This window comes from Actinomadura sp. NPDC000929 (genome assembly GCF_040492065.1).
GTDB classification, from domain to species: domain Bacteria; phylum Actinomycetota; class Actinomycetes; order Streptosporangiales; family Streptosporangiaceae; genus Spirillospora; species Spirillospora verrucosospora.
In genome coordinates, this window is the sequence record NZ_JBEUPA010000155.1 from 1 (window position 1) to 19,110 (window position 19,110).

Sequence of the window (19,110 nt, forward strand, 5' to 3'; positions counted from 1 at the left end):
CGGCGAGGCCGGGCAGCAGGTTGTTCGGAACCGGCAGCTGCGAGACCGCGCTGACCTGGTACGGGATGAGGATCGCGGCGACGAGCAGGCCGCCGAGCGCGGCGCCGGCGTCCACCCGCCAGACGGGCCCGCCGGTCCCGGCGCGGCGCAGCGGCGCGCGGCACGCCACGGCGAGCAGCCACGCCGACAGCACCTGCCCGACGATCACGACGGGGACGACCTCGATGCCGGAGACCGCGTACGTCCCGGCGACGGCGCCCGCGCCGACGCCGAGGACCGTCCCGCCGAGCACGCACACGCCGCCCGGCACGGCCCGCACGGCGAGCCCGGAGGCCAGGAACGCCAGCGCGAGGCCCTGGCCGATCACGATCGCGACGTGCGCGCCGGTCAGCGACTGCCACCCCGACGAGGCCACGAACGCGGGGCTGGCGAGGACGAGGATCTGCAGCGCGAGGAACGGCCCGAACGCCGCGGCGCCGAGCGCGTCCCGCCAGGACACGCCGGGCGCGGTGACGGGTCCCGACGCCAGCTCGCGGTAGAGCGCGGCGGCGCCGACGCCGACGAACGCCAGGCAGGCCAGCCAGGGGCCGATGCCGTCGCGCCACACCGGGTCCCAGGTGGCGAAGCACATCCGCACGGCGCCGTCGATGGACAGGCCCGCGACGGTGGCGGTGGCGAAGCCGACCCCCGACAGGCCGCGGGCGCCCTCGTACAGCGCCGCGACGGCGATCATGCCGATGGCGGTGCCGGCGAACGCGAGCCAGGTGCGGGGGTCGAGCGCCTGGGCGAGGAGCCGGACGGCGAACAGCCCGCCGACGCCGGCGAGCAGCAGCCCGCGCGGGCCGGCGAAGCGGCGGATGAGCGGGGCGGCGAACCCGGCGAGGTAGACCGCGAGCACCGCGCCGGCGGCGGCCGCGGTCCCGGCCTCGTCGGCGAAGTGGTCGAGCTGCGGCAGCGAGAACCGCAGCGTCTGCGCGAGCACCGCGACGGTCACGGCGATCAGCGCGAGTCTGGCGGGGCCCTGCGGGACGATCGGGGGGCCGGCCGCGGCCGGGCCGCCGGTCCTGGTGCCTACGTCTGTGCTGGCCAATTGAACGACTGCTCCCGGGGGACGAGCGGACCTTCGGGACGTGCGAATGCTGCGGAGCGCCGCGGACCGGCGCGTGCCATCAGGGTCATGGTGGCGCAACCGCAGCACGGCCGGAGGCCGATCTCGAAAGATCGTTCTCCGGCCGTGTTCAGGGTCTCACCGGCCGCCGCGCGCGAGCCGCCGGGGCGGCCGCGCGCGGACGGCGCGTCGGCTGGGCGTCACTGCCCGCCGGAGAGCTTCTCCCGCAGTGCGGCGAGCGCCTCGTCGGTGGCCAGGGCGCCACCGCCGGACTCGCTCTCGCCGCCGCCGGAGTAGGAGGTCTCGCCGCCACCGCCGCCGCCGCCCGTGGGCTCGGCACCGGCCTCCGCCTCGGCCTTGCGGGCCTCCTCGATCTGCTTGCGGTGGGCGTCGAAGCGGGAGCGGGCCTCGGCGTACTGCCGCTCCCAGGTCTCACGCTGCTCGTCGAAGCCCTCGAGCCATTCGCCGGTGTCGGCGTCGAAGCCCTCGGGGTACTTGTAGTTCCCCTGGTCGTCGTACTCGGCCGGCATGCCGTACAGGGTCGGGTCGAAGTCCTCTTCCTCGATCCCCGCGGCGCCCTCGTTGGCCTGCTTGAGCGACAGGCTGATCCGGCGCCGGTCGAGGTCGATGTCGATGATCTTCACGAAGATCTCGTCGCCGACCTGGACGACCTGCTCGGGGATCTCCACGTGCCGCTCGGCCAGCTCGGAGATGTGCACCAGGCCCTCGATGCCCTCCTCGACGCGGACGAACGCGCCGAACGGCACCAGCTTGGTGACGCGGCCCGGGACGACCTGCCCGATCTGGTGGGTGCGGGCGAACTGCTGCCACGGGTCTTCCTGGGTCGCCTTGAGCGACAGGGAGACGCGCTCGCGCTCCATGTCGACGTCCAGGACCTCGACCGTGACCTCCTGGCCGACCTCGACGACCTCGGAGGGGTGGTCGATGTGCTTCCAGGACAGCTCGGAGACGTGGACCAGACCGTCGACGCCGCCGAGGTCGACGAACGCGCCGAAGTTGACGATCGAGGACACGACGCCCTTGCGGACCTGGCCCTTCTGCAGCGTGTTGAGGAAGGTCTGGCGGACCTCGCTCTGCGTCTGCTCCAGCCAGGCGCGGCGGGACAGGACCACGTTGTTGCGGTTCTTGTCCAGCTCGATGATCTTGGCCTCGAGCTCGCGCCCGACGTAGGGCTGAAGGTCGCGGACCCGGCGCATCTCGACCAGCGAGGCGGGCAGGAAGCCGCGCAGCCCGATGTCGAGGATGAGACCGCCCTTGACGACCTCGATGACCGTGCCGGTGACGATGCCGTCCTCGTCCTTGATCTTCTCGATCGTGCCCCAGGCGCGCTCGTACTGGGCGCGCTTCTTGGACAGGATCAGCCGGCCTTCCTTGTCCTCCTTCTGGAGGACGAGGGCCTCGACGTGGTCTCCGGTGGAGACGACCTCGTTCGGGTCGACGTCGTGCTTGATGGACAGCTCACGCGAGGGGATGACGCCCTCGGTCTTGTAGCCGATGTCGAGGAGGACCTCGTCACGATCGACCTTGACGACAGTGCCTTCGACAATGTCGCCGTCGTTGAAGTACTTGATGGTCTCATCGATCGCGGCGAGGAAGGCTTCCTCGGACCCGATGTCGTTGACCGCTACCTGCGGGGTGGTCGAGGTGGCCTCGGTGCTGCTCGTCATGTGTCGGCTGGCTCCGGTACGGACATGGAAGTCGTGATGGGCATGTGCGCGGAGGGCCGTTATCCGCCCTGCCGAAGACCGGAAGGGAACGCGGACAACCGCCGCGTCAGTGAACCGAACCGATGTCGCCGACCTGACCGAGCGCGAGCCTGCTCCGTCCGAAGCGCGCGCAGGCCCACAGCGCAGCGATCAGGATATGGGACCGAAGTCCCCGGGTCAATCCGGCTGGCGGCGCCGCGATCAGTACATCCGCGCGTAGGCCCGGTACTGCTTGGCGATCCGGTCCTCGGACGCCTTGGGAAACGTCACGGTGTTCGGGTCTCCGTCAGAGGTGTACCGCTCGCCGGGGTTCTTGTCCAGGTACTCCAGCCACGCCGTGGAGCAGTACTTGGTGCAGTCGTTCTCCTTGATCTTGCCCTCGGACCGCACCCGGTCGATGTTCCACCGGTCGAAGTCGGCGTCGAACGGCGAGAGCGACGGCCGCCACCCGGCCAGGAAGATCCCCTGGAAGGCGTACCGGCCGTCCTGCTTCTCGGCCCACGCCTTCTTCTTCGGGACGGCCCCGAACGGGTACGCGAACGTGGTCGCGTGCGTCCCGGTGAGCCGGACGATCCGGTCCTCCATGTCCCCGATCTCCTTGTGCACGCCCTTCTCGGACATGCCGGTCAGGCTCGGGTGGGACACGGTGTGGTTGCCGAGCTCGAACCCGTGCTGCCGGAGCCATCCGAGCCCCGCGGCGGCCCGCGTCTCGTCCATCCCGAACAGCTCCTTGTTCAGGTAGAACGTCGCGACCGGCCGGAACCCCGGGTTCTCCCGCGCGACCTGCTCGATGACCGCCACGGCCGTGTCGGGCGCCGGGTTGCCCTGCGGGTCGAGCCCGAAGTGCCCGGGCGTGCTGTCGTCGAACGTCAGCACCACGGGATGCCTGCCCGCCGGCACGTCGATCCGCCCGCTGACGAACTCCGCCGCCGTGATCGGGTAGTAGCCGTCCTTGGCGAGCCCGGTCAGCTCGTCGTACAGCTCCTTGCTCGACCGGTCCAGCGACAGCTCGGGCTTCTTCATGATCCGGTGGTACATCAGCACCGGGATCTGCCCCAGCTCGTTGGCCTTGACCGCGACCGCCCCGGCCGCCGCCGCGGCGATGGGCGTGGACACCGCCACCGAAGGCGTCGCACTCCCCGAGGCTCCGGGCGCCCCGGGCACCGGCGCGAGCCCGGCCTTGGCGGCTCTCGCGGTGGCCGTCGCCTCGGAAGCGGCCCCGGCCCGCCGGGCCACGTTCTCCTTGCGATGTTCCTTGCGCCCCCCGGGAAGCGTCAGCCCCAGGACAACGGCACAGACGACCACAACTCCAGCAATCTTGTGAAGGAGAGGCACAGTTCCCCCGCCGGTAGACCCGAACAGGACCAGGGGGACAGCGTACGACCCCCCGGACATCTACGGACACCCACCGACCTACCCGAATGATCCCCACGCACCACCCCCACCAGGCCCCACAGAGAATCAAGTCCGAAAACCCCCGGTAAAACCCACCCACCCCCGAAAAACAACACCCCCGCCACAAAACCCACCCACCCCGCAACCCAACCACCACAAACCGGCGCAAATAGCCCAACAAAGGCACGCCCACGCCCGATGGCCCAAACCGCCGCCCAGCCAAACCACACAACCCCGACAGATGGCGAAAGACCAAAGCCCGCGCCCACGGCACCCGACGACCCCGCAACGCGAGAAGCCAACGCCGGCGACAACGCGCCCCCACCCCGAACAGCCAACCGAAGCGCCCCACCGCACCCATCGGAGAGAGCATCCAAGCCAGCCCCCCGACTCCCGCAGAACGTCCATGAGGGCAAAGCCAGGCGCCCGCCTACCCCCGCTCGGGCCTGGAGCGAACCGAGGCGACGCCGACGGTCACCCGCAAGGCCCGACGCCAACGGGCCCTCGGGACCCGAGGGAGCAGAGCACGGCAACAGCCAGCGCAACGACCTCAACCGCAACCGCAACCGCAACCGCAACCGCAACCGCAACCGCAACCGCAACCACGCAACAACCTCAATGGGCGCGATCGCGTCCGAAGGCAGATCCGAGCGAAGCAAGGATCTGATCGCGCAGCGAGCCGCAAGGCGAGTCGGAGCGATGCCAGCGATCGCCCGCAGTGCCCGACGACGGAGGGCCGCCAGGCCCGAAAGAGGAGAGCACTGCAAAAAACACAGCGCAACAACCCCAGCCACCGCCGCAACCACGCGACAGCCTCAATGGTTGCGATCGCGTCCGAAGGCAGGTTCAAGCGAAGCGAGAACCTGATCGCGCAGCGAGCCGCTAGGCGAGTCGGAGCGATGCCAGCGATCGCCCGCGTTTATCGACGATGGAGGGCCGCCAGGCCCGAAGGAGGAGAAAAACGCAATTAATGCGCAGCGTCCTGCCAGGTGCGGCCGGTGCCCATGGAGACGCTGAGGGGGGCGCGTAGTTCGTAGGCGGCGGCCATCTGGGTGCTGACGAGGGTTTTGAGGTCGTCGAGTTCTCCTGGGGCGACTTCGAAGACGAGTTCGTCGTGGACCTGGAGGAGCATGCGGGAGGTGAGGCCGGCGTCGCGGAGGGCGCGGTCGACGTTGAGGCTGGCGACCTTGATGATGTCGGCGGCCGAGCCCTGGATGGGGGCGTTGAGGGCCATGCGTTCGGCCATCTCGCGGCGCTGGCGGTTGTCGGAGTTGAGGTCGGGCAGGTAGCGGCGGCGGCCGAGGATGGTCTCGGTGTAGCCCTCCTGGCGGGCCTTGGCGACGATGTCGCGGAGGTAGTCGCGGACGCCGCCGAACTGCTCGAAGTACTCCTCCATGAGGCCGCGCGCCTCGTCCGGGGAGATCCGCAGCTGCTGGGAGAGGCCGTAGGCGGACAGGCCGTAGGCGAGGCCGTAGTTCATGGCCTTGATGCGCGCGCGCAGTTCGGAGTCGATCTGCTCGGGCGGCAGGCCGAAGACGCGGGACGCGGTGATGGTGTGGAAGTCGGCGCCGGAGCCGAAGGCCTCCAGGAGCGCGTCGTCCTCCGAGAGGTGCGCCATGATGCGCAGCTCGATCTGGGAGTAGTCGGCGGTGAGGAGGGACTCGTAGCCGTCGCCGACGACGAAGGCCTCGCGGATCTGGCGGCCTTCGGCGGTGCGGATCGGGATGTTCTGCAGGTTGGGGTCGGTGGAGGAGAGCCGCCCGGTGGCGGCGATCATCTGGTTGAACGTGGTGTGGATGCGGCCGGCGTCGTCGGCCATGGGGATCAGGGAGTCGACGATGCTCTTGAGCTTGGCGACCTCCCGCCACCGCAGGATGTGCTCCAGGACGGGGTGGCCGTCCTTCTCCAGGAGGGTTGTGAGGGCCTCGGAGTCGGTGGTGTAGCCGGTCTTGGTGCGCTTGGTCTTGGGGAGGTTCAGCTCGTCGAACAGGACCTGCTGGACCTGCTTGGGCGAGCCGAGGTTGAACTCGCGCCCGACGGCGGCGTGGGCCAGCTGCTCCTGCTCCTTGACCTGGCCGCCCAGGGACGCCGACAGGCCCGCCAGGTGGTCGGCGTCGACGGCGATGCCGGCGCGTTCCATGGCGGCGAGGACGCCGACCAGCGGCAGCTCGACCTCGCGCAGGAGGCGGGTGGCGCCGCGCTTGTCGAGGTCCTTGTCGAGGACGTCGGCGAGCTCGGTGACGGCGCGGGCGCGGACGGCGAGGGCTTCGGCGGCCTCTTCCTCCCCGGAGCCGTCCAGGGTGAGCTGGCCGGAGTCCTCGGTCTCGCTGCGCAGCTCGCGGTGCAGGTAGCGCAGGACGAGGTCGGCGAGGTCGAACGTGCGCTGGCCGGGGAGCGCGAGGTACGCGGCGAGCGCGGTGTCGCTGGTGACGCCCTCCAGCCGCATGCCGCGCGCGGCGAGCGCCAGCATCGGGCCCTTGGCCTCGTGGATCGCCTTGGGGCGGGCGGGGTCGGCGAGGTAGGCGGCGAGGGCGCGCTCGTCGTCCTCGATCAGCTCGGCCGGGTCGAGGTGGACGGCGGGGCCCTTGACGGACGCCAGCGCCAGCGCGGTGATCTCGCCGGTGCCGCGGCCCCAGGTGCCGGTGACGGCGACGCCGATCCGGTCGGCGGTGTTGGCGTCGAGCCAGGCGCCGAGGGCGCCGGGTTCGAGCGGCTCCACCTCGACGTCGAAGCCCTCATCGGCCTCGGGCTCGGCCGCCGAGATCGAGGAGTACAGCCGTTCGCGCAGGACGCGGAACTGCAGCGAGTCGAACAGGGTGTGGATCTCCTCGCGGTCCCACTGGCCCATCGTCAGCTGCGGCGGCGTCAGCTCCAGGCCGACCTCGCAGTCGAGCTTGTTGATCTGCTGGTTGCGCAGCACGCCGGACAGGTGCTCGCGCAGGTTGTCGCCGGCCTTGCCCTTGATCTCGTCGACGCGGTTCACGAGGGTGTCGAGGTCGCCGTACTTGGTGAGCCACTTGGCGGCGGTCTTCGGGCCGACGCCCGGCACGCCGGGCAGGTTGTCGCTGCTCTCCCCCACGAGGGCGGCGAGCTCGCGGTACCGCTCGGGCGGGACGCCGTACTTGGCCTCGACGGCGGCGGGGTCCATCCGGGCGAGCTCCGACACGCCGCGGACGGGGTACAGGATCGTCACCGAGTCGTCGACCAGCTGGAACGCGTCGCGGTCGCCGGTGACGATGAGGGTCTGCATCCCCGCGCGGGTGGCCTGGACGGACAGCGTGGCGATGATGTCGTCGGCCTCGAACCCGGCGACCGACAGCCGCGGGATGCGCAGCGCGTCCAGCACCTCGAAGATCAGGCTGACCTGGCTGCGGAACTCGTCGGGCGTCTTCTGCCGGCCGGCCTTGTACTCGACGTACTGCTCGTGCCGGAACGTCGGCTCGGAGCGGTCGAACGCCACCGCGATGTGGGACGGCTGCTCGTCGCGCAGCACGTTGATGAGCATCGAGGTGAAGCCGTACACGGCGTTGGTCGGCTGCCCGTCGGTCGTGGAGAAGTTCTCCACGGGCAATGCGAAGAACGCCCGGTAGGCCAGGGAGTGGCCGTCGAGCAGCAGAAGCCGGTCGCGCTTGTCAGGGGTCGTCGGTGAGGTCGCCACACCAGGACTCTAGTCTGCGCGTACGACAGTTTTGTGGAGGCGTAAGTGACTGACACCGACGGCGCGAGCCCGGAGGACCTGGGCGCGAAGATCCTCGCGGGGGAGGAGTTCGACGCGCACGGCGACCTGGCGAAGAACATGGGCGTCGAATACCTGGAGGCCTCGGCCGAGCGCGTCGTGGGGCGCATGCCGGTCAAGGGCAACACCCAGCCGTACGGGCTGCTGCACGGCGGCGCGTCCTGCGTGCTGGCCGAGTCCCTGGGCTCGGTGGGCGCGGCCCTGCACGCGGGCCCGGACCGCATCGCCGTCGGGATCGAGATCAACGCCACCCACCACCGGTCCGCCACCGACGGGTTCGTCACGGGCGTGGCGACCCGCGCGCACGGGGGCCGCACCCTCGCCACCTACGACATCGTCATCACCGACGACCAGGACCGGCGGGTCTGCACCGCGCGCCTCACCTGCATGCTGCGCGACGCCCCGCCCGGCCGCTGACACGGCGTGATCCGCGCTTTCTTTGCGATGCGCGCCCCCGGGTCTGTAGCGTGGATCAGACCGGCCCGGGGTCACCGAGTAGACAACGTACGCGCCCGGGGAAGGTTCGTACGGCCCCAAAGGTGACCCCGGGTCAACGCATGTCCGGGGACGGTCGCGCCCCCGACACCGGCGTAGGTCCGTCACCGGTTGCGGTTGGGTTGCGAAACGATCCCGCCCGTTCACCCGTTCCGGGCGCCGGACGTACCGTCCGAGCATGCGCCACGCTGACACGCGCACCCCCGGCCCGCGCGCCCGGCGCCGGGCGGGCACCGCCCGTGCGGGCACCGTCCTCGCGGGCACCGCGCTCGCCCTCGCCGCGGCCCTCCCGCTCGCGGGGTGCTCCGGCTCCGGGCGGGCCACCTCCCTCCCCGACTACAAGATCCCCGCCGAGAAGGCGCGGGAGGGCGAGGCCGTCCCCGAGGGCAGGACGGGCAAGAGCGCCGACATGCGGTTCACCGTCGTCGGCTTCCGCGAGGCCATGACCGACGTCATGGGCACCCACGCCTCCATGAACGCCAAGGGCGCCTTCACCCGCGTGCGGGTCCTGGCCGTCAACACCGGACGCGACATCCAGGTGTTCGACACCTGGCAGCAGCGCCTCGTCACGACCGACGGCAGGACCTACTCCCCCGACGTCAACGCCACCATGATCAAACGGCAGCCGGAGCGGCTCTCGGTCGGGGCGTCCATGCGCGTCGAGTTCGACCTTTGGTTCGACGTCCCCCGCGGCGCGAAGACCAGGGCCGTCCGGCTGTACGGCTCACCGCCCGTCGGCGCCACCACCGACCCGGACCCCGCCGAGATCAAGCTCCCCTGACCCCCGCGACGCGCAAGGCCCGCCCGGCCCGGACGAACCGGGCCGAGCGGGCCTGACACGCTCGGACGCGCCGCTACTTCGCGGTCTCCTCGCCGGAACCGTCCTCGGGGCCCTCGGCCGCCGGAGCGGGCTCCTCGGCCGCCGGAGCGGCTTCCCCGGCCGCCGGAGCGGCGCCGTCGCCCAGCTCGCCGCCCAGGTAGGCCGCCCGGACCTCCGGGTCGTCCAGCAGGTCCGCCGCGGGCGCCGACTTGACCACCCGGCCGGTCTCCAGCACGTACGCCCGGTGCGCGATCTGCAGCGCCTGCTGCGCGTTCTGCTCCACCAGCAGCACCGTCGTGCCCCGCCGGTTGATCTCCTGGATGATCGAGAAGATCTGCTGGACGAGCATGGGCGCCAGCCCCATCGACGGCTCGTCCAGCAGCAGCACCTTCGGCTTGGCCATCAGCGCCCGCCCGATCGCGAGCATCTGCTGCTCGCCGCCCGACATCGTGCCGCCCAGCTGCTTGCGGCGCTCGGCCAGCCGCGGGAACAGCTCGAACGCCTCCGCCAGCTCCTTGGCGGGGTCGTCCTTGCGGGCGTAGGCGCCCATCAGCAGGTTCTCCTCCACCGTCATGCCGGGGAAGATCCCCCGGCCCTCCGGCGCCTGCCCGATGCCGACCAGCACCCGCTTGTGCCCGGGCATCCTGCTGATGTCCTCGCCGTCGAACCGGATCGCGCCCGACGACAGCCCGCGCAGCCCTGAGATGGTCTTCAGGGTCGTCGTCTTCCCGGCGCCGTTCGCGCCGATCAGCGTGACGATCTCCCCCTGGCCGACCTCCGCGGTGATGCCCTTCAGCGCGGCGATCTTCCCGTAGTGGACGTGGATGTCACTGATCTCAAGAAGCATCGGCCGGAGCCCCCAGATACGCCTCGATGACCCGCGGGTCGTTCTGCACCTCGGCCGGCAGGCCGTCCGCGATCTTCTGGCCGAAGTCCAGCACCGCGACCCGGTCGCTGATGCCCATGACCAGGCTCATGTCGTGCTCGATCAGCAGCACCGTCACGCCGGTGTCCCGGATGTCGCGGATCAGCTGCTGCAGCGCCACCTTCTCCGCCGGATTCATGCCCGCAGCGGGCTCGTCCAGCAGCAGCAGCTTCGGCTCGGTGGCCAGCGCCCGGGCGATCTCCAGCCGCCGCTGGTCGCCGTACGGCAGGTTCTTCGCCGCCTCCTCGCCGCGGTGCGGGATCCCCACCAGCTCCAGCAGCTCCCGCGCCCGCTCGCGGCCGCGGCGCTCCTCGCGGCGGTGCCACGGAAGCCCGAGCGCCGCCCCGACGAACCCCGTCCGGTGGTGCGCGTCCGCGCCCACCATGACGTTCTCCAGCGCCGTCATGTTGTGGAACAGCCGCACGTTCTGGAACGTGCGCGCCACACCCAGCTTCGTCACGAGGTAGCGCTTCTTGCCGTCGATGCGCTTCCCGCGGAACACCACCTGCCCCTCGGTCGGCCGGTAGACGCCGGTGGTCACGTTGAACACCGTCGTCTTCCCCGCCCCGTTCGGGCCGATCAGCGCGAAGATCTCGCCCTCGCGGATCGTGATGTCCACCTTGTTGAGCGCGACCACGCCGCCGAACCGCATGACGACGTCCCGCAGCTCCAGGACGGGTGACGCGCCCTTCGCCTCGCTCACTTGCCCTCCTCCACGGCGGCCGCGTCCGACTGGCCCGGACCGGCCACCTCGGCGCCCATGCTGCCCATGCCGCCGGTGCCCTCGGCCAGCTCCGCCTTCCGCTGCCGCGACGGCCACAGGCCCTCCGGACGGAAGATCATCATCACCACGAGCGCGGCACCGAAGATCAGCATCCGGTAGTCGTGCAGGAACCGGAACCGCTCCGGCAGCCACGCCAGCACCGCGGCGCCCAGCATCACGCCCGGAAGGTTGCCCGAGCCGCCCAGCACCACGCCGGCCAGGATCAGCGCCGAGACGAGGAACTCGAAGTTCTGCGGGTTGATCGAGGTGATCTGCCCGGCGAACACCACGCCGCCGCTGCCGCCGATCGCCGCGCCGATCGCGAACGCCGCCAGCTTGAACTTGAACGTCGGCACGCCCATCAGCTCCGCCGCGTCCTCGTCCTCCCGGATCGACGCCCACGCGCGGCCCACCCGCGACCGCTCCAGCCGCTTCACGAAGACGATCGCGATGATGATGAACAGCACCAGCAGGTAGTAGTACGGCCGCGCGTCCAGCAGCCCGTACTTCAGCGGCTGGACGCCCAGGATCTCGAACTCCGACAGCGACGGCGGGTGCGGGATCCCCTGCACGCCGCGCGGGCCGTTCACGTACGAGCTGTTGTTCGCCGTCCGCTTGACGATCTCACCGAAGCCGAGCGTCACGATCGCCAGGTAGTCGCCGCGCAGCCGCAGCGTCGGCGCGCCGAGGATGACCCCCGCCAGCGCCGAGAACCCGATCGCCAGCCCCAGCGACTCCCAGAAGTTCCACTCGTAGCGCGTCGCGAAGATGGCCATCGTGTAGCCGCCGACCGCGTAGAACGCCACGTACCCGAGGTCGAGGAGACCGGCCATGCCGACCACCACGTTCAGCCCGATCGCCAGCAGCACGTAGATCGCGATCTGGCTGCTCAGCATCGACGGCCAGTCGCTGCCGCTCGGCGCCATGAACGAGCCGATCGCCTCGCTCGGCAGCAGCAGCGCGCCGACGATCAGCAGCAGGTAGACGGCCCACCGCACCGCGCCGGGAGCCGACGCCCACCAGTCGCGCAGCGGGTCGAGAGAGAACATGTCGCGCGCCGAGCGGAGACCGCCCGCGCCGCCGTCGCCGTTTCCGTTCTTCGTGAGGTTCATGCGCGCGCCTGCTGGAGGGACTCACCGAGAATGCCGGTGGGACGGAACATCAGGACCAAGATCAGCACGGAGAACGCGACCACGTCGCGCCACTGGGATCCGAAGAAGCTCGAACCGTACATCTCCAGCAGCCCGAGCGTGAAGCCGCCGACCAGGGCGCCCCGGATGTTGCCGATGCCGCCGAGCACCGCCGCCGTGAACGCCTTGATGCCGAGCAGGAAGCCGACGAAGTAGTTCGTGCTCTCGAAGCGCAGGAAGTACAGCGCCGCCGCCACACCGGCCATCACCCCGCCGACCAGGAACGTCACCTGCACGACCCGGTCGATGTTCACGCCCATCAGCACGGCCGTCTCCGGGTCCTGCGCCGTCGAGCGGATGCCCCGGCCGAGCTTCGTGCGGTTCACGAACTGGTCCAGCGCGATCATCATGAGCACCGCGCCCACGAAGACGATCAACTGGTCGTTGCGGATCAGGATCGGCCCGACGTCCACGACGTCCGACAGCTTCTTGAAGTGCTCGTTGACGTCGAGCTTGCCGCCCTCCTTCGACGTCCCGAACACCCGGTGGATGAGCACCGTGCCCATCAGCTGCTGGATGAAGATCGACGCGCCGATCGCCGAGATCAGCGCCGCGAGTCTCGACGCCCCCCGTTTGCGCAGCGGCCGGTAGGCCGCCACCTCCAGCAGCATCGCGCCGCCGCCCGCGACCGCGCCGCCGACCACCGCCATGAGCGCCACCACGCCGATCAGCGCGACGCCGCCCACCGCGGACACGTCCAGGGTCCGCACCGTCCACAGCGCCGCGAACGTGCCGACCATGAAGATGTCGGCGTGCGCGAAGTTGATCAGCCGGAGCACGCCGTAGACCATCGTGTAGCCCAGCGCCAGCAGCGCGTAGATCGCGCCCAGCGCCAGGCCGTCGACGGTCGACGGCCAGAATTGATTGATGAAGTCGTCGAGCACCTTCGGTCGCCTTCGTCAAAAGGAGCGGGAGCGCTGTAGCGCTCCCGCTCCCGCGCCATCAGGGGCCCCCGGGACGGGGGCGGTCGGTCCGGGGCGTGGTGACGCCTACGAGACCTTCGCTTCGTTGCTGTTGCCGAGCAGCGGCAGCTTGTTGTCCTTCACCTCGTAGATGAAGATGTCCTTGGCCGCCAGCTCGCCGTTCTCGGCGAACTTGATCTGCTTGCCGACGCCCTGGAAGTCCTCGGTCTTCAGGAAGCTGTTGATGTCCTCCGGCGAGGTCTTGCCGGCCTTGATCGCCTCGATGAACGCCGTCGCGGCGTCGAAGCCCTCGGTCGAGTAGATCGCGACCTCGGAGTTGAACTTCGCCTTGTAGTCGTCGGCGAACTTCTTGGCCTTCGGGTTCGTCTTGCCCTCGGCGTCGATCAGGCAGCCGCAGCTCAGCAGCGCGCCCTGCGCGTTGGCCTGGCCGGCGCCCTCGATCAGACCGGTCGCCAGCGAGCCGTCGCCGGACATCATCTTGCCCTTGTAGCCGGCCTCGCGGAGCTGCTTGAACAGCCGGCCCGCCACCGCGTAGTAGCCGCCGAAGTAGACCGCGTCCGGCTTGAACTGGTTGATCTTGTTGACGGTCGAGGAGTAGTCCGTCGCCTTGTCGTCGACCGCGTCGGTCTGGGTCTGCACGCCCTTGGCGCCGGCGGCCTTGCCGATGGCGTCGGCGAGGCCCTTGCCGTAGTCCTGGTTGTCCGACACCGTGAAGATCTTCTTCGCCTTCACCGAGTTCACCAGGAAGTTCGCGGCGCCGTCGCTCTGCACGGCGTCGTCGGCCACCACCCGGTGCCAGTACTTCCAGCTCTTCTCGCCGAGCGTGATGTTGGTCGCGGACGGCGACACGCTCGGGACCTTGGCCTCTTCGAGGATCGGGGCGACGCTCTGCGACTCACCGGAGAACGCGGGGCCGATCAGACCGACGATCTTGTCGTTCTTGATGGCGCCCTGCGCCAGCGTCGTCGCCTGCTCCGGCTTGCCCTGGCTGTCGTAGGTCTTGAACTTGATCTTGACCTTCGGGTTCGTGGCGTTGTACTGCTCGATGGCCAGTTGCGCGCCCTGCTTGGGCGGGATCACCAGGCCCGAGTTCTCACCGGTCAGGTCACCCATGAACCCGAGCGTGATCTCGTTGCCGTTGCCGGAGTCGCTATCGCCGTCACCGCACGCCACGGCGCTGAGCGCGAGCGCCGCGCTCACCGCAACCGCGCCGGTGATCCTCATCATGTTGCGCCGCAAGGTGCCCAACCTTTCCATCCGGATCCGGGTGGATCGGGTACGAGTGAAGCCCCGACGCCGACCCCCTCGAAAAGAGGAAACCGGTCACTCGGGGACCAGGTATGTCGTACACCGTCGACCCACCCCAGAACAGGACCCCCGGATCGAAGGGTTACTCGTTCGTTACTCCCCTGTGCCCATCCGATACCGGGCGTTGCCTGGGACGATTACGAAACGTGACGTCAACGGCCCGGTCCGGCACCTGCGCTTTGGACCTTGACAACCGGGCGTTCGACCGCGCTGAGGAGTCAGCCCGCGGCGGGCTCGTCCCGGCCTCCGGAGGCGCCCGCCACGACGGCCTCGGCGACGGCCCGCATCGTGAGCCGCCGGTCCATCGAGGTCTTCTGGATCCACCGGAACGCCTCGGGCTCGGACCACCCGTGCGCTTGCTGCAGCAGCCCCTTGGCCCGGTCGACCACCTTGCGCGTGTCCAGCCGCTCCTGCAGCCCCGCGACCTCGGCCTCCAGCGCGCGCAGCTCGGTGTACCGGCTGACCGCCATCTCGATCGCCGGCGTGAGGTCGGTCTTGGAGAACGGCTTGACGAGATAGGCCATCGCGCCCGCGTCGGTGGCCCGCTGGACGAGCTCCCGCTGGGAGAACGCGGTCAGGATCACCACCGGCGCGATCCGCTCCGCGGAGATCCGCTCGGCCGCCGAGATGCCGTCCAGCACCGGCATCTTCACGTCGAGGATCACGAGGTCGGGCTTCAGCTCCCCGGCGAGGCGGACGGCCGTCTCACCGTCCCCGGCCTCCCCGACCACCTCGTAGCCGTCCTCCTGAAGCATCTCCTTCAGGTCAAGCCTGATCAGTGCCTCGTCTTCCGCGATCACAACCCGCCGAGCGCTCTCCACGCCCACGAGCCTACCGAAACCCGCTACCCTGGTCCCCGTCGCCCCGCCTCATGCAGGGCGATACGGACACCAAGGGACATGTCCGGATAAATATGCCGGGATGGCGAAATAGGCAGACGCGAATCCCTCAAAAGGATTTGTCCGAAAGGGCGTGCGGGTTCGAGTCCCGCTCCCGGCACTTCTAGAGATCCCTTCTCCATTAAGCGTCGCGCGTCGCGCATTGTGTCTGAGAGCTCGCCCCGAAACCGGCAATGCCTCCACATTCGTCAGTGAGGCGCTGTGCTGGTGAATACATCACCGCACGCCAGAAAAATCGCTGATCCTCTTTTGAGCATGGCCTCAAGGTCAGCAACGCCTGGCGCGATGCCTCACATAGAGCGATCATGCATGAACTGTCAGTGGCGGTCGGGAGACTGCGGGCATGTACGATCCGCGACAGCGCCCACTGGCGTTACGACTGTTGGCGGCGGGGTTCACGATCGCTGAAGTGCACCGCCAGACCGGCATCCCCACGTCCACACTGGGCAATTGGAAGAAGCGCCCCGAAAAGGCCGCGAGCCATACTCCTCCGTTATGTCCGCGTTGCCATGATCGGGCGCTCGATCCCGCCGCTTACTCCTACCTTCTCGGTCTCTACCTCGGCGACGGGCATCTCGCCCGGCAACCGAACGGCGTCCATCGCCTGGAAATCGCCTGTTCCGACGTCTGGCCGGGCCTCATCGACGCCGCCGCCGACGCGGTGGGCGCCGTTCTGCCGTCCCGTGTCGGACGCCGCCAGAAGCCCGGTTGCACGATGGTGGGGTCGTACTCCAACCACTGGCCCTGCCTGCTCCCCCAGCACGGGCCGGGAATGAAGCACACACGAAAGATCGAGTTGGCGGGGTGGCAGCGGGAGATCGTCGACGAGCGCACGGAGGAGTTCGTCCGCGGACTGATCCACTCGGACGGGTGCCGGGTCACCAACCGCGTGCGCAAGCGCCTCCGGAACGGGGACCGCTGGTACGAGTATCCGCGTTACAACTTCGCGAGCGTGTCGCTGGACATCCAGGGGTTGTTCACCGGGGCGCTGGATCGGCTCGGGATCGCGTGGACGCAGATGAACGCGAAGAACATCTCGGTCGCGCGAAGAAAGGCGGTGGCGCGGCTGGACGAGTTCGTCGGGCCGAAGCACTGAGAGCGCGGCGGGTTTCCGGAGCGTCGCGGAATTGAGACCGGGCGGTGATTGGTGCGCGCCGCGCGAGGTCCGCCGGGCTGGGTGTGAATTGGGGAAAAAGGAGCCGGGCACCGCGCGGGGTGCGGGTCGCGCGGTGCCCGGCAGGGGTGGTGGTCAGTGGGGGATGGCGATGGCGTCGCCGAGGCTGTGCACGCGCAGGGCGTTCGTCGAGCCGGCGGTGCCGGGGGGCGAGCCGGCGACGACGACGATCTTGTCGCCCTTCTGGAACCGGCCGAGTTCGAGGAGGGCCTGCTCGACCTGGCGGACCATGGTGTCGGTGTGGTCGACCTGCGGGACGATGAAGGTCTCGACGCCCCAGACGTGGGCGAGCCGGCCGCGGACGGCGGGCACGGAGGTGAAGGCGAGCAGGGGGATCGGCGAGCGGTAGCGGGACAGGCGCCGGGCGGTCTCGCCGGACATGGTGAAGGCGGCGAGGGCCTCGGCTCCGACGATCGCGCCGACCTCGGCGGCGGCGCGGGCGATGGCGCCGCCGACGGTCTCGGGCATGCGCTCCAGGGTGTGGGTGGCCTGGAGGGAGGCCTGCTCGGCGGTCTCCACGATGCGGCTCATCGTGAGGACGGACTCGATGGGGTACTGGCCGACGCTGGTCTCGCCGGAGAGCATGACGGCGTCGGCGCCCTCGAAGACGGCGTTGGCGACGTCGGAGGTCTCGGCGCGGGTGGGGCGCGGCGCGGAGATCATGGATTCGAGCATCTGGGTGGCGACGATGACCGGGCGGGCCTTCTCGCGGCACAGCTCGATGGCGCGCTTCTGGACGATCGGCACCTGTTCGAGGGGCAGTTCGACGCCGAGGTCGCCGCGGGCCACCATGATGCCGTCGAAGGCGGCGACGATCTCGGGGAGCCGCTCGACGGCCTGCGGCTTCTCGATCTTGCCGATGAGGGGGACGCGGATGCCCTCCTCTTCCATGATCTGATAGCAGATGTCGGCGTCGGCGGGGGTGCGGACGAAGGACAGGGCGACGAGGTCGACGCCGAGGCGCAGGGCCCAGCGCAGGTCGCGCTCGTCCTTCTCGGTGAGGGCGGGGACGCTGACCGGGACGCCGGGGAGGTTGAGGCCCTTGTTGTCGGACACCATGCCGCCGACGGTGACCGTGGTGTGGACGCGGGTGCCGTCGACGGAGGTGACCTTGAGGGCGACGCGGCCGTCGTCGATGAGGACGGTGTCGCCGGGGCTGACGTCGCCCGGCAGCCCCTGGTAGGTGGTGGACACCTCACGGCGGGTGCCGGGCACGTCGTCGGTGGTGATGGTGAACTCGTCGCCGAGGGTGAGCCGCACGGGGCCGTCGGGGAAGCGCCCGATGCGGATCTTGGGGCCCTGCAGGTCCGCGAGGATGCCGACGCCGCGGCCGGTGGCGTCGGCGGCGGCGCGGAGCCGGTGGTAGACCTCTTCGTGGACGGCGTAGTCGCCATGGCTCATGTTGAGGCGGGCGACGTCGATGCCGGCTTCGACGAGGGCGTTGATCTGCTCGCTGCTGGAGCAGGCCGGACCGATGGTGCTGACGATCTTCGCTCGACGGGTCACGTCAACAACCGTACTTAGTTACTTGTCGGTACGGATATTCGTGCAGGATATGGTCCCCCGGGGTTCACCCAGTGGTCTAGGTCAGAGGTCTAGACCACATGTGGCCGCGTCACCGTTTGAACGCCTCCACCGCGGCCTGGCAGAAGGCCTTGAGGTCGTCGGGCTTGCGGCTGCTGACCAGGGTGTTGGGGCCGTCCTCGCAGACCTGGACCTCCTCGTCCACCCAGGTGGCCCCCGCGTTGCGCAGGTCGGTCCGCAGGCTCGGCCAGGACGTCATGGTCCGCCCCCGGACGACGTCGGCCTCGATGAGGGTCCACGGCCCGTGGCAGATGACGGCGACGGGCTTGCCCGCGTCGAAGAACGCGCGGACGAACGCGACCGCGCCGGGGTCGGTGCGCAGGAAGTCGGGGTTGGCGACGCCGCCGGGCAGCACGAGGCCGTCGAACTCGGCGGGGTCGGAGGCGTCGACGGTGGTGTCGACGGGGAAGGTGTCGCCCTTGTCCAGGTGGTTGAACGCCTGGAGGCGGCCGGACTGCGTGGAGACAAGGCGCGGCGTGGCTCCGGCCTGCTCCACGGCCTTCCACGGCTCGGTCAGCTCGACCTGCTCGGTGCCCTCGGGGGCGCACAGGAAGGCGATGGTCGTGCCCTGAAGATCGTTGTTCGGCATCGGTCTCCTCCGTTGCTCGGTGTCCTGGAGCCCCTGCCCGTGAACGCGGGTGGTATGCAGGAAGAATGAATCCCACGCGCTACCGCGAGTACCGGACGCCGGGGCTGGCGTGCTCGTGGACGGCGGAGCTGCCGCCGGACGCCGAGCCGTTCGTCCAGCGCGTGCTCCCGGACGGCTGTGTGGACCTCATCTGGGCGGGCGGCGGGATCCTGGTGGCGGGGCCGGACACGGGCCCGATGCCGGCGGTCATGCGGCCGGGCGAGGAGATCGCGGCGGTGCGGTTCGCGCCGGGGGCGGCGCCGCCGGTGCTGGGCGTCCCGGCGGACGCGCTGCGCGACGCGCGGGTGCCGTTGCGTGAGCTGTGGGGCGGGGAGGCCGACCGGCTCGCCGAGGTCGCCGGCACCCGCACCACGGCCGATGTCGCGATCGTCCTGGACTGGGACTCCTGGTGGGCGCTGGAACTCGACGACCACC

15 protein-coding genes, 1 tRNA gene and 1 pseudogene are annotated in these 19,110 nt (G+C 70.0%); 5 read left to right on the plus strand and 12 right to left on the minus strand.

The window, feature by feature from the left end; genetic code table 11:
• The 4 genes and pseudogenes from ABWI04_RS35365 to polA form a co-directional block, all read right to left on the minus strand.
• A pseudogene (locus ABWI04_RS35365) lies at positions 1–1,090 on the minus strand (endonuclease/exonuclease/phosphatase family protein); the annotation flags it as partial.
• A 218-nt stretch (positions 1,091–1,308) separates the two neighbouring features.
• Positions 1,309–2,796, minus strand: a complete 1,488-nt coding sequence (gene rpsA / locus ABWI04_RS35370; RefSeq protein ID WP_345175361.1) for a 30S ribosomal protein S1 — start codon at positions 2,794–2,796, stop codon at positions 1,309–1,311.
• A gap of 240 nt (positions 2,797–3,036) precedes the next feature.
• Positions 3,037–3,957 (minus strand): polysaccharide deacetylase family protein, encoded by a 921-nt coding sequence (locus ABWI04_RS35375; protein ID WP_353835116.1) that lies wholly within the window; start codon positions 3,955–3,957, stop codon positions 3,037–3,039.
• A 1,240-nt stretch (positions 3,958–5,197) separates the two neighbouring features.
• Positions 5,198–7,888, minus strand: coding sequence for a DNA polymerase I (gene polA / locus ABWI04_RS35380; protein WP_345175365.1), 2,691 nt, complete (start codon positions 7,886–7,888; stop codon positions 5,198–5,200).
• 138 nt (positions 7,889–8,026) lie between these two features.
• Here polA and ABWI04_RS35385 point away from each other — a divergent pair, with 138 nt between their 5' ends.
• Positions 8,027–8,383, plus strand: a complete 357-nt coding sequence (locus ABWI04_RS35385) for a PaaI family thioesterase (RefSeq protein WP_345175617.1) — start codon at positions 8,027–8,029, stop codon at positions 8,381–8,383.
• Positions 8,384–8,639: 256 nt separating this feature from the next.
• On the plus strand, positions 8,640–9,242 hold the full coding sequence (locus ABWI04_RS35390) for a DUF4352 domain-containing protein (RefSeq protein WP_353835117.1): 603 nt from the start codon (positions 8,640–8,642) through the stop codon (positions 9,240–9,242).
• Positions 9,243–9,315: 73 nt separating this feature from the next.
• Here ABWI04_RS35390 and ABWI04_RS35395 read toward each other — a convergent pair whose 3' ends face one another.
• The 6 genes from ABWI04_RS35395 to ABWI04_RS35420 form a co-directional block, all read right to left on the minus strand.
• Positions 9,316–10,128, minus strand: coding sequence for an ABC transporter ATP-binding protein (locus ABWI04_RS35395; RefSeq protein ID WP_353835118.1), 813 nt, complete (start codon positions 10,126–10,128; stop codon positions 9,316–9,318).
• Positions 10,118–10,858 (minus strand): ABC transporter ATP-binding protein, encoded by a 741-nt coding sequence (locus tag ABWI04_RS35400; protein ID WP_345175618.1) that lies wholly within the window; start codon positions 10,856–10,858, stop codon positions 10,118–10,120. The genes ABWI04_RS35395 and ABWI04_RS35400 overlap by 11 nt, the downstream gene beginning before the upstream one ends.
• A 47-nt stretch (positions 10,859–10,905) precedes the next feature.
• Positions 10,906–12,081 carry a branched-chain amino acid ABC transporter permease gene (locus ABWI04_RS35405; RefSeq protein ID WP_345175368.1) on the minus strand — a complete coding sequence of 392 codons (1,176 nt, stop codon included), beginning with the start codon at positions 12,079–12,081 and terminating at the stop codon, positions 10,906–10,908.
• The gene (locus ABWI04_RS35410; protein ID WP_345175371.1) at positions 12,078–13,043 is read right to left on the minus strand and encodes a branched-chain amino acid ABC transporter permease; all 966 of its coding nucleotides are present in this window, start codon (positions 13,041–13,043) and stop codon (positions 12,078–12,080) included. The genes ABWI04_RS35405 and ABWI04_RS35410 overlap by 4 nt, the downstream gene beginning before the upstream one ends.
• A 105-nt stretch (positions 13,044–13,148) precedes the next feature.
• Positions 13,149–14,309 carry a branched-chain amino acid ABC transporter substrate-binding protein gene (locus ABWI04_RS35415; protein ID WP_345175373.1) on the minus strand — a complete coding sequence of 387 codons (1,161 nt, stop codon included), beginning with the start codon at positions 14,307–14,309 and terminating at the stop codon, positions 13,149–13,151.
• A 299-nt stretch (positions 14,310–14,608) separates the two neighbouring features.
• Entirely contained in the window at positions 14,609–15,211 is a 603-nt protein-coding gene (locus tag ABWI04_RS35420; protein WP_345175375.1) for an ANTAR domain-containing response regulator, read from the minus strand.
• Between the two features lie 94 nt (positions 15,212–15,305).
• Between ABWI04_RS35420 and ABWI04_RS35425 the strand changes: the two genes are divergently transcribed.
• Together ABWI04_RS35425 and ABWI04_RS35430 are read left to right on the plus strand one after the other, a co-directional pair.
• Positions 15,306–15,389: transfer RNA gene (locus tag ABWI04_RS35425), tRNA-Leu, on the plus strand.
• A 243-nt stretch (positions 15,390–15,632) separates the two neighbouring features.
• Entirely contained in the window at positions 15,633–16,385 is a 753-nt protein-coding gene (locus ABWI04_RS35430; RefSeq protein WP_353835119.1) for a helix-turn-helix domain-containing protein, read from the plus strand.
• Between the two features lie 153 nt (positions 16,386–16,538).
• Here ABWI04_RS35430 and pyk read toward each other — a convergent pair whose 3' ends face one another.
• Together pyk and ABWI04_RS35440 are read right to left on the minus strand one after the other, a co-directional pair.
• A complete protein-coding gene (gene pyk, locus ABWI04_RS35435) occupies positions 16,539–17,969 on the minus strand; it encodes a pyruvate kinase (RefSeq protein WP_345175380.1) in 1,431 nt (476 codons plus the stop codon).
• Between the two features lie 109 nt (positions 17,970–18,078).
• The gene (locus ABWI04_RS35440; RefSeq protein WP_353835120.1) at positions 18,079–18,636 is read right to left on the minus strand and encodes a type 1 glutamine amidotransferase domain-containing protein; all 558 of its coding nucleotides are present in this window, start codon (positions 18,634–18,636) and stop codon (positions 18,079–18,081) included.
• Between the two features lie 65 nt (positions 18,637–18,701).
• Between ABWI04_RS35440 and ABWI04_RS35445 the strand changes: the two genes are divergently transcribed.
• Positions 18,702–19,110, plus strand: a 409-nt coding sequence (locus ABWI04_RS35445) for a DUF6597 domain-containing transcriptional factor (protein ID WP_353835121.1), incomplete at its 3' end; no start/stop codon positions are given.

Bases quoted from the DNA above. Each gene is read 5' to 3' on its own strand.
- rpsA (WP_345175361.1), bottom strand. From the start codon at position 2,796: ATGACGAGCAGCACCGAGGCCACCTCGACCACCCCGCAGGTAGCGGTC.
- ABWI04_RS35385 (WP_345175617.1), top strand. From the start codon at position 8,027: ATGGGCGTCGAATACCTGGAGGCCTCGGCCGAGCGCGTCGTGGGGCGC.
- ABWI04_RS35390 (WP_353835117.1), top strand. From the start codon at position 8,640: ATGCGCCACGCTGACACGCGCACCCCCGGCCCGCGCGCCCGGCGCCGG.
- ABWI04_RS35395 (WP_353835118.1), bottom strand. From the start codon at position 10,128: ATGCTTCTTGAGATCAGTGACATCCACGTCCACTACGGGAAGATCGCC.
- ABWI04_RS35400 (WP_345175618.1), bottom strand. From the start codon at position 10,858: ATGCGGTTCGGCGGCGTGGTCGCGCTCAACAAGGTGGACATCACGATC.
- ABWI04_RS35405 (WP_345175368.1), bottom strand. From the start codon at position 12,081: ATGAACCTCACGAAGAACGGAAACGGCGACGGCGGCGCGGGCGGTCTC.
- ABWI04_RS35415 (WP_345175373.1), bottom strand. From the start codon at position 14,309: ATGATGAGGATCACCGGCGCGGTTGCGGTGAGCGCGGCGCTCGCGCTC.
- ABWI04_RS35430 (WP_353835119.1), top strand. From the start codon at position 15,633: ATGTACGATCCGCGACAGCGCCCACTGGCGTTACGACTGTTGGCGGCG.
- ABWI04_RS35440 (WP_353835120.1), bottom strand. From the start codon at position 18,636: ATGCCGAACAACGATCTTCAGGGCACGACCATCGCCTTCCTGTGCGCC.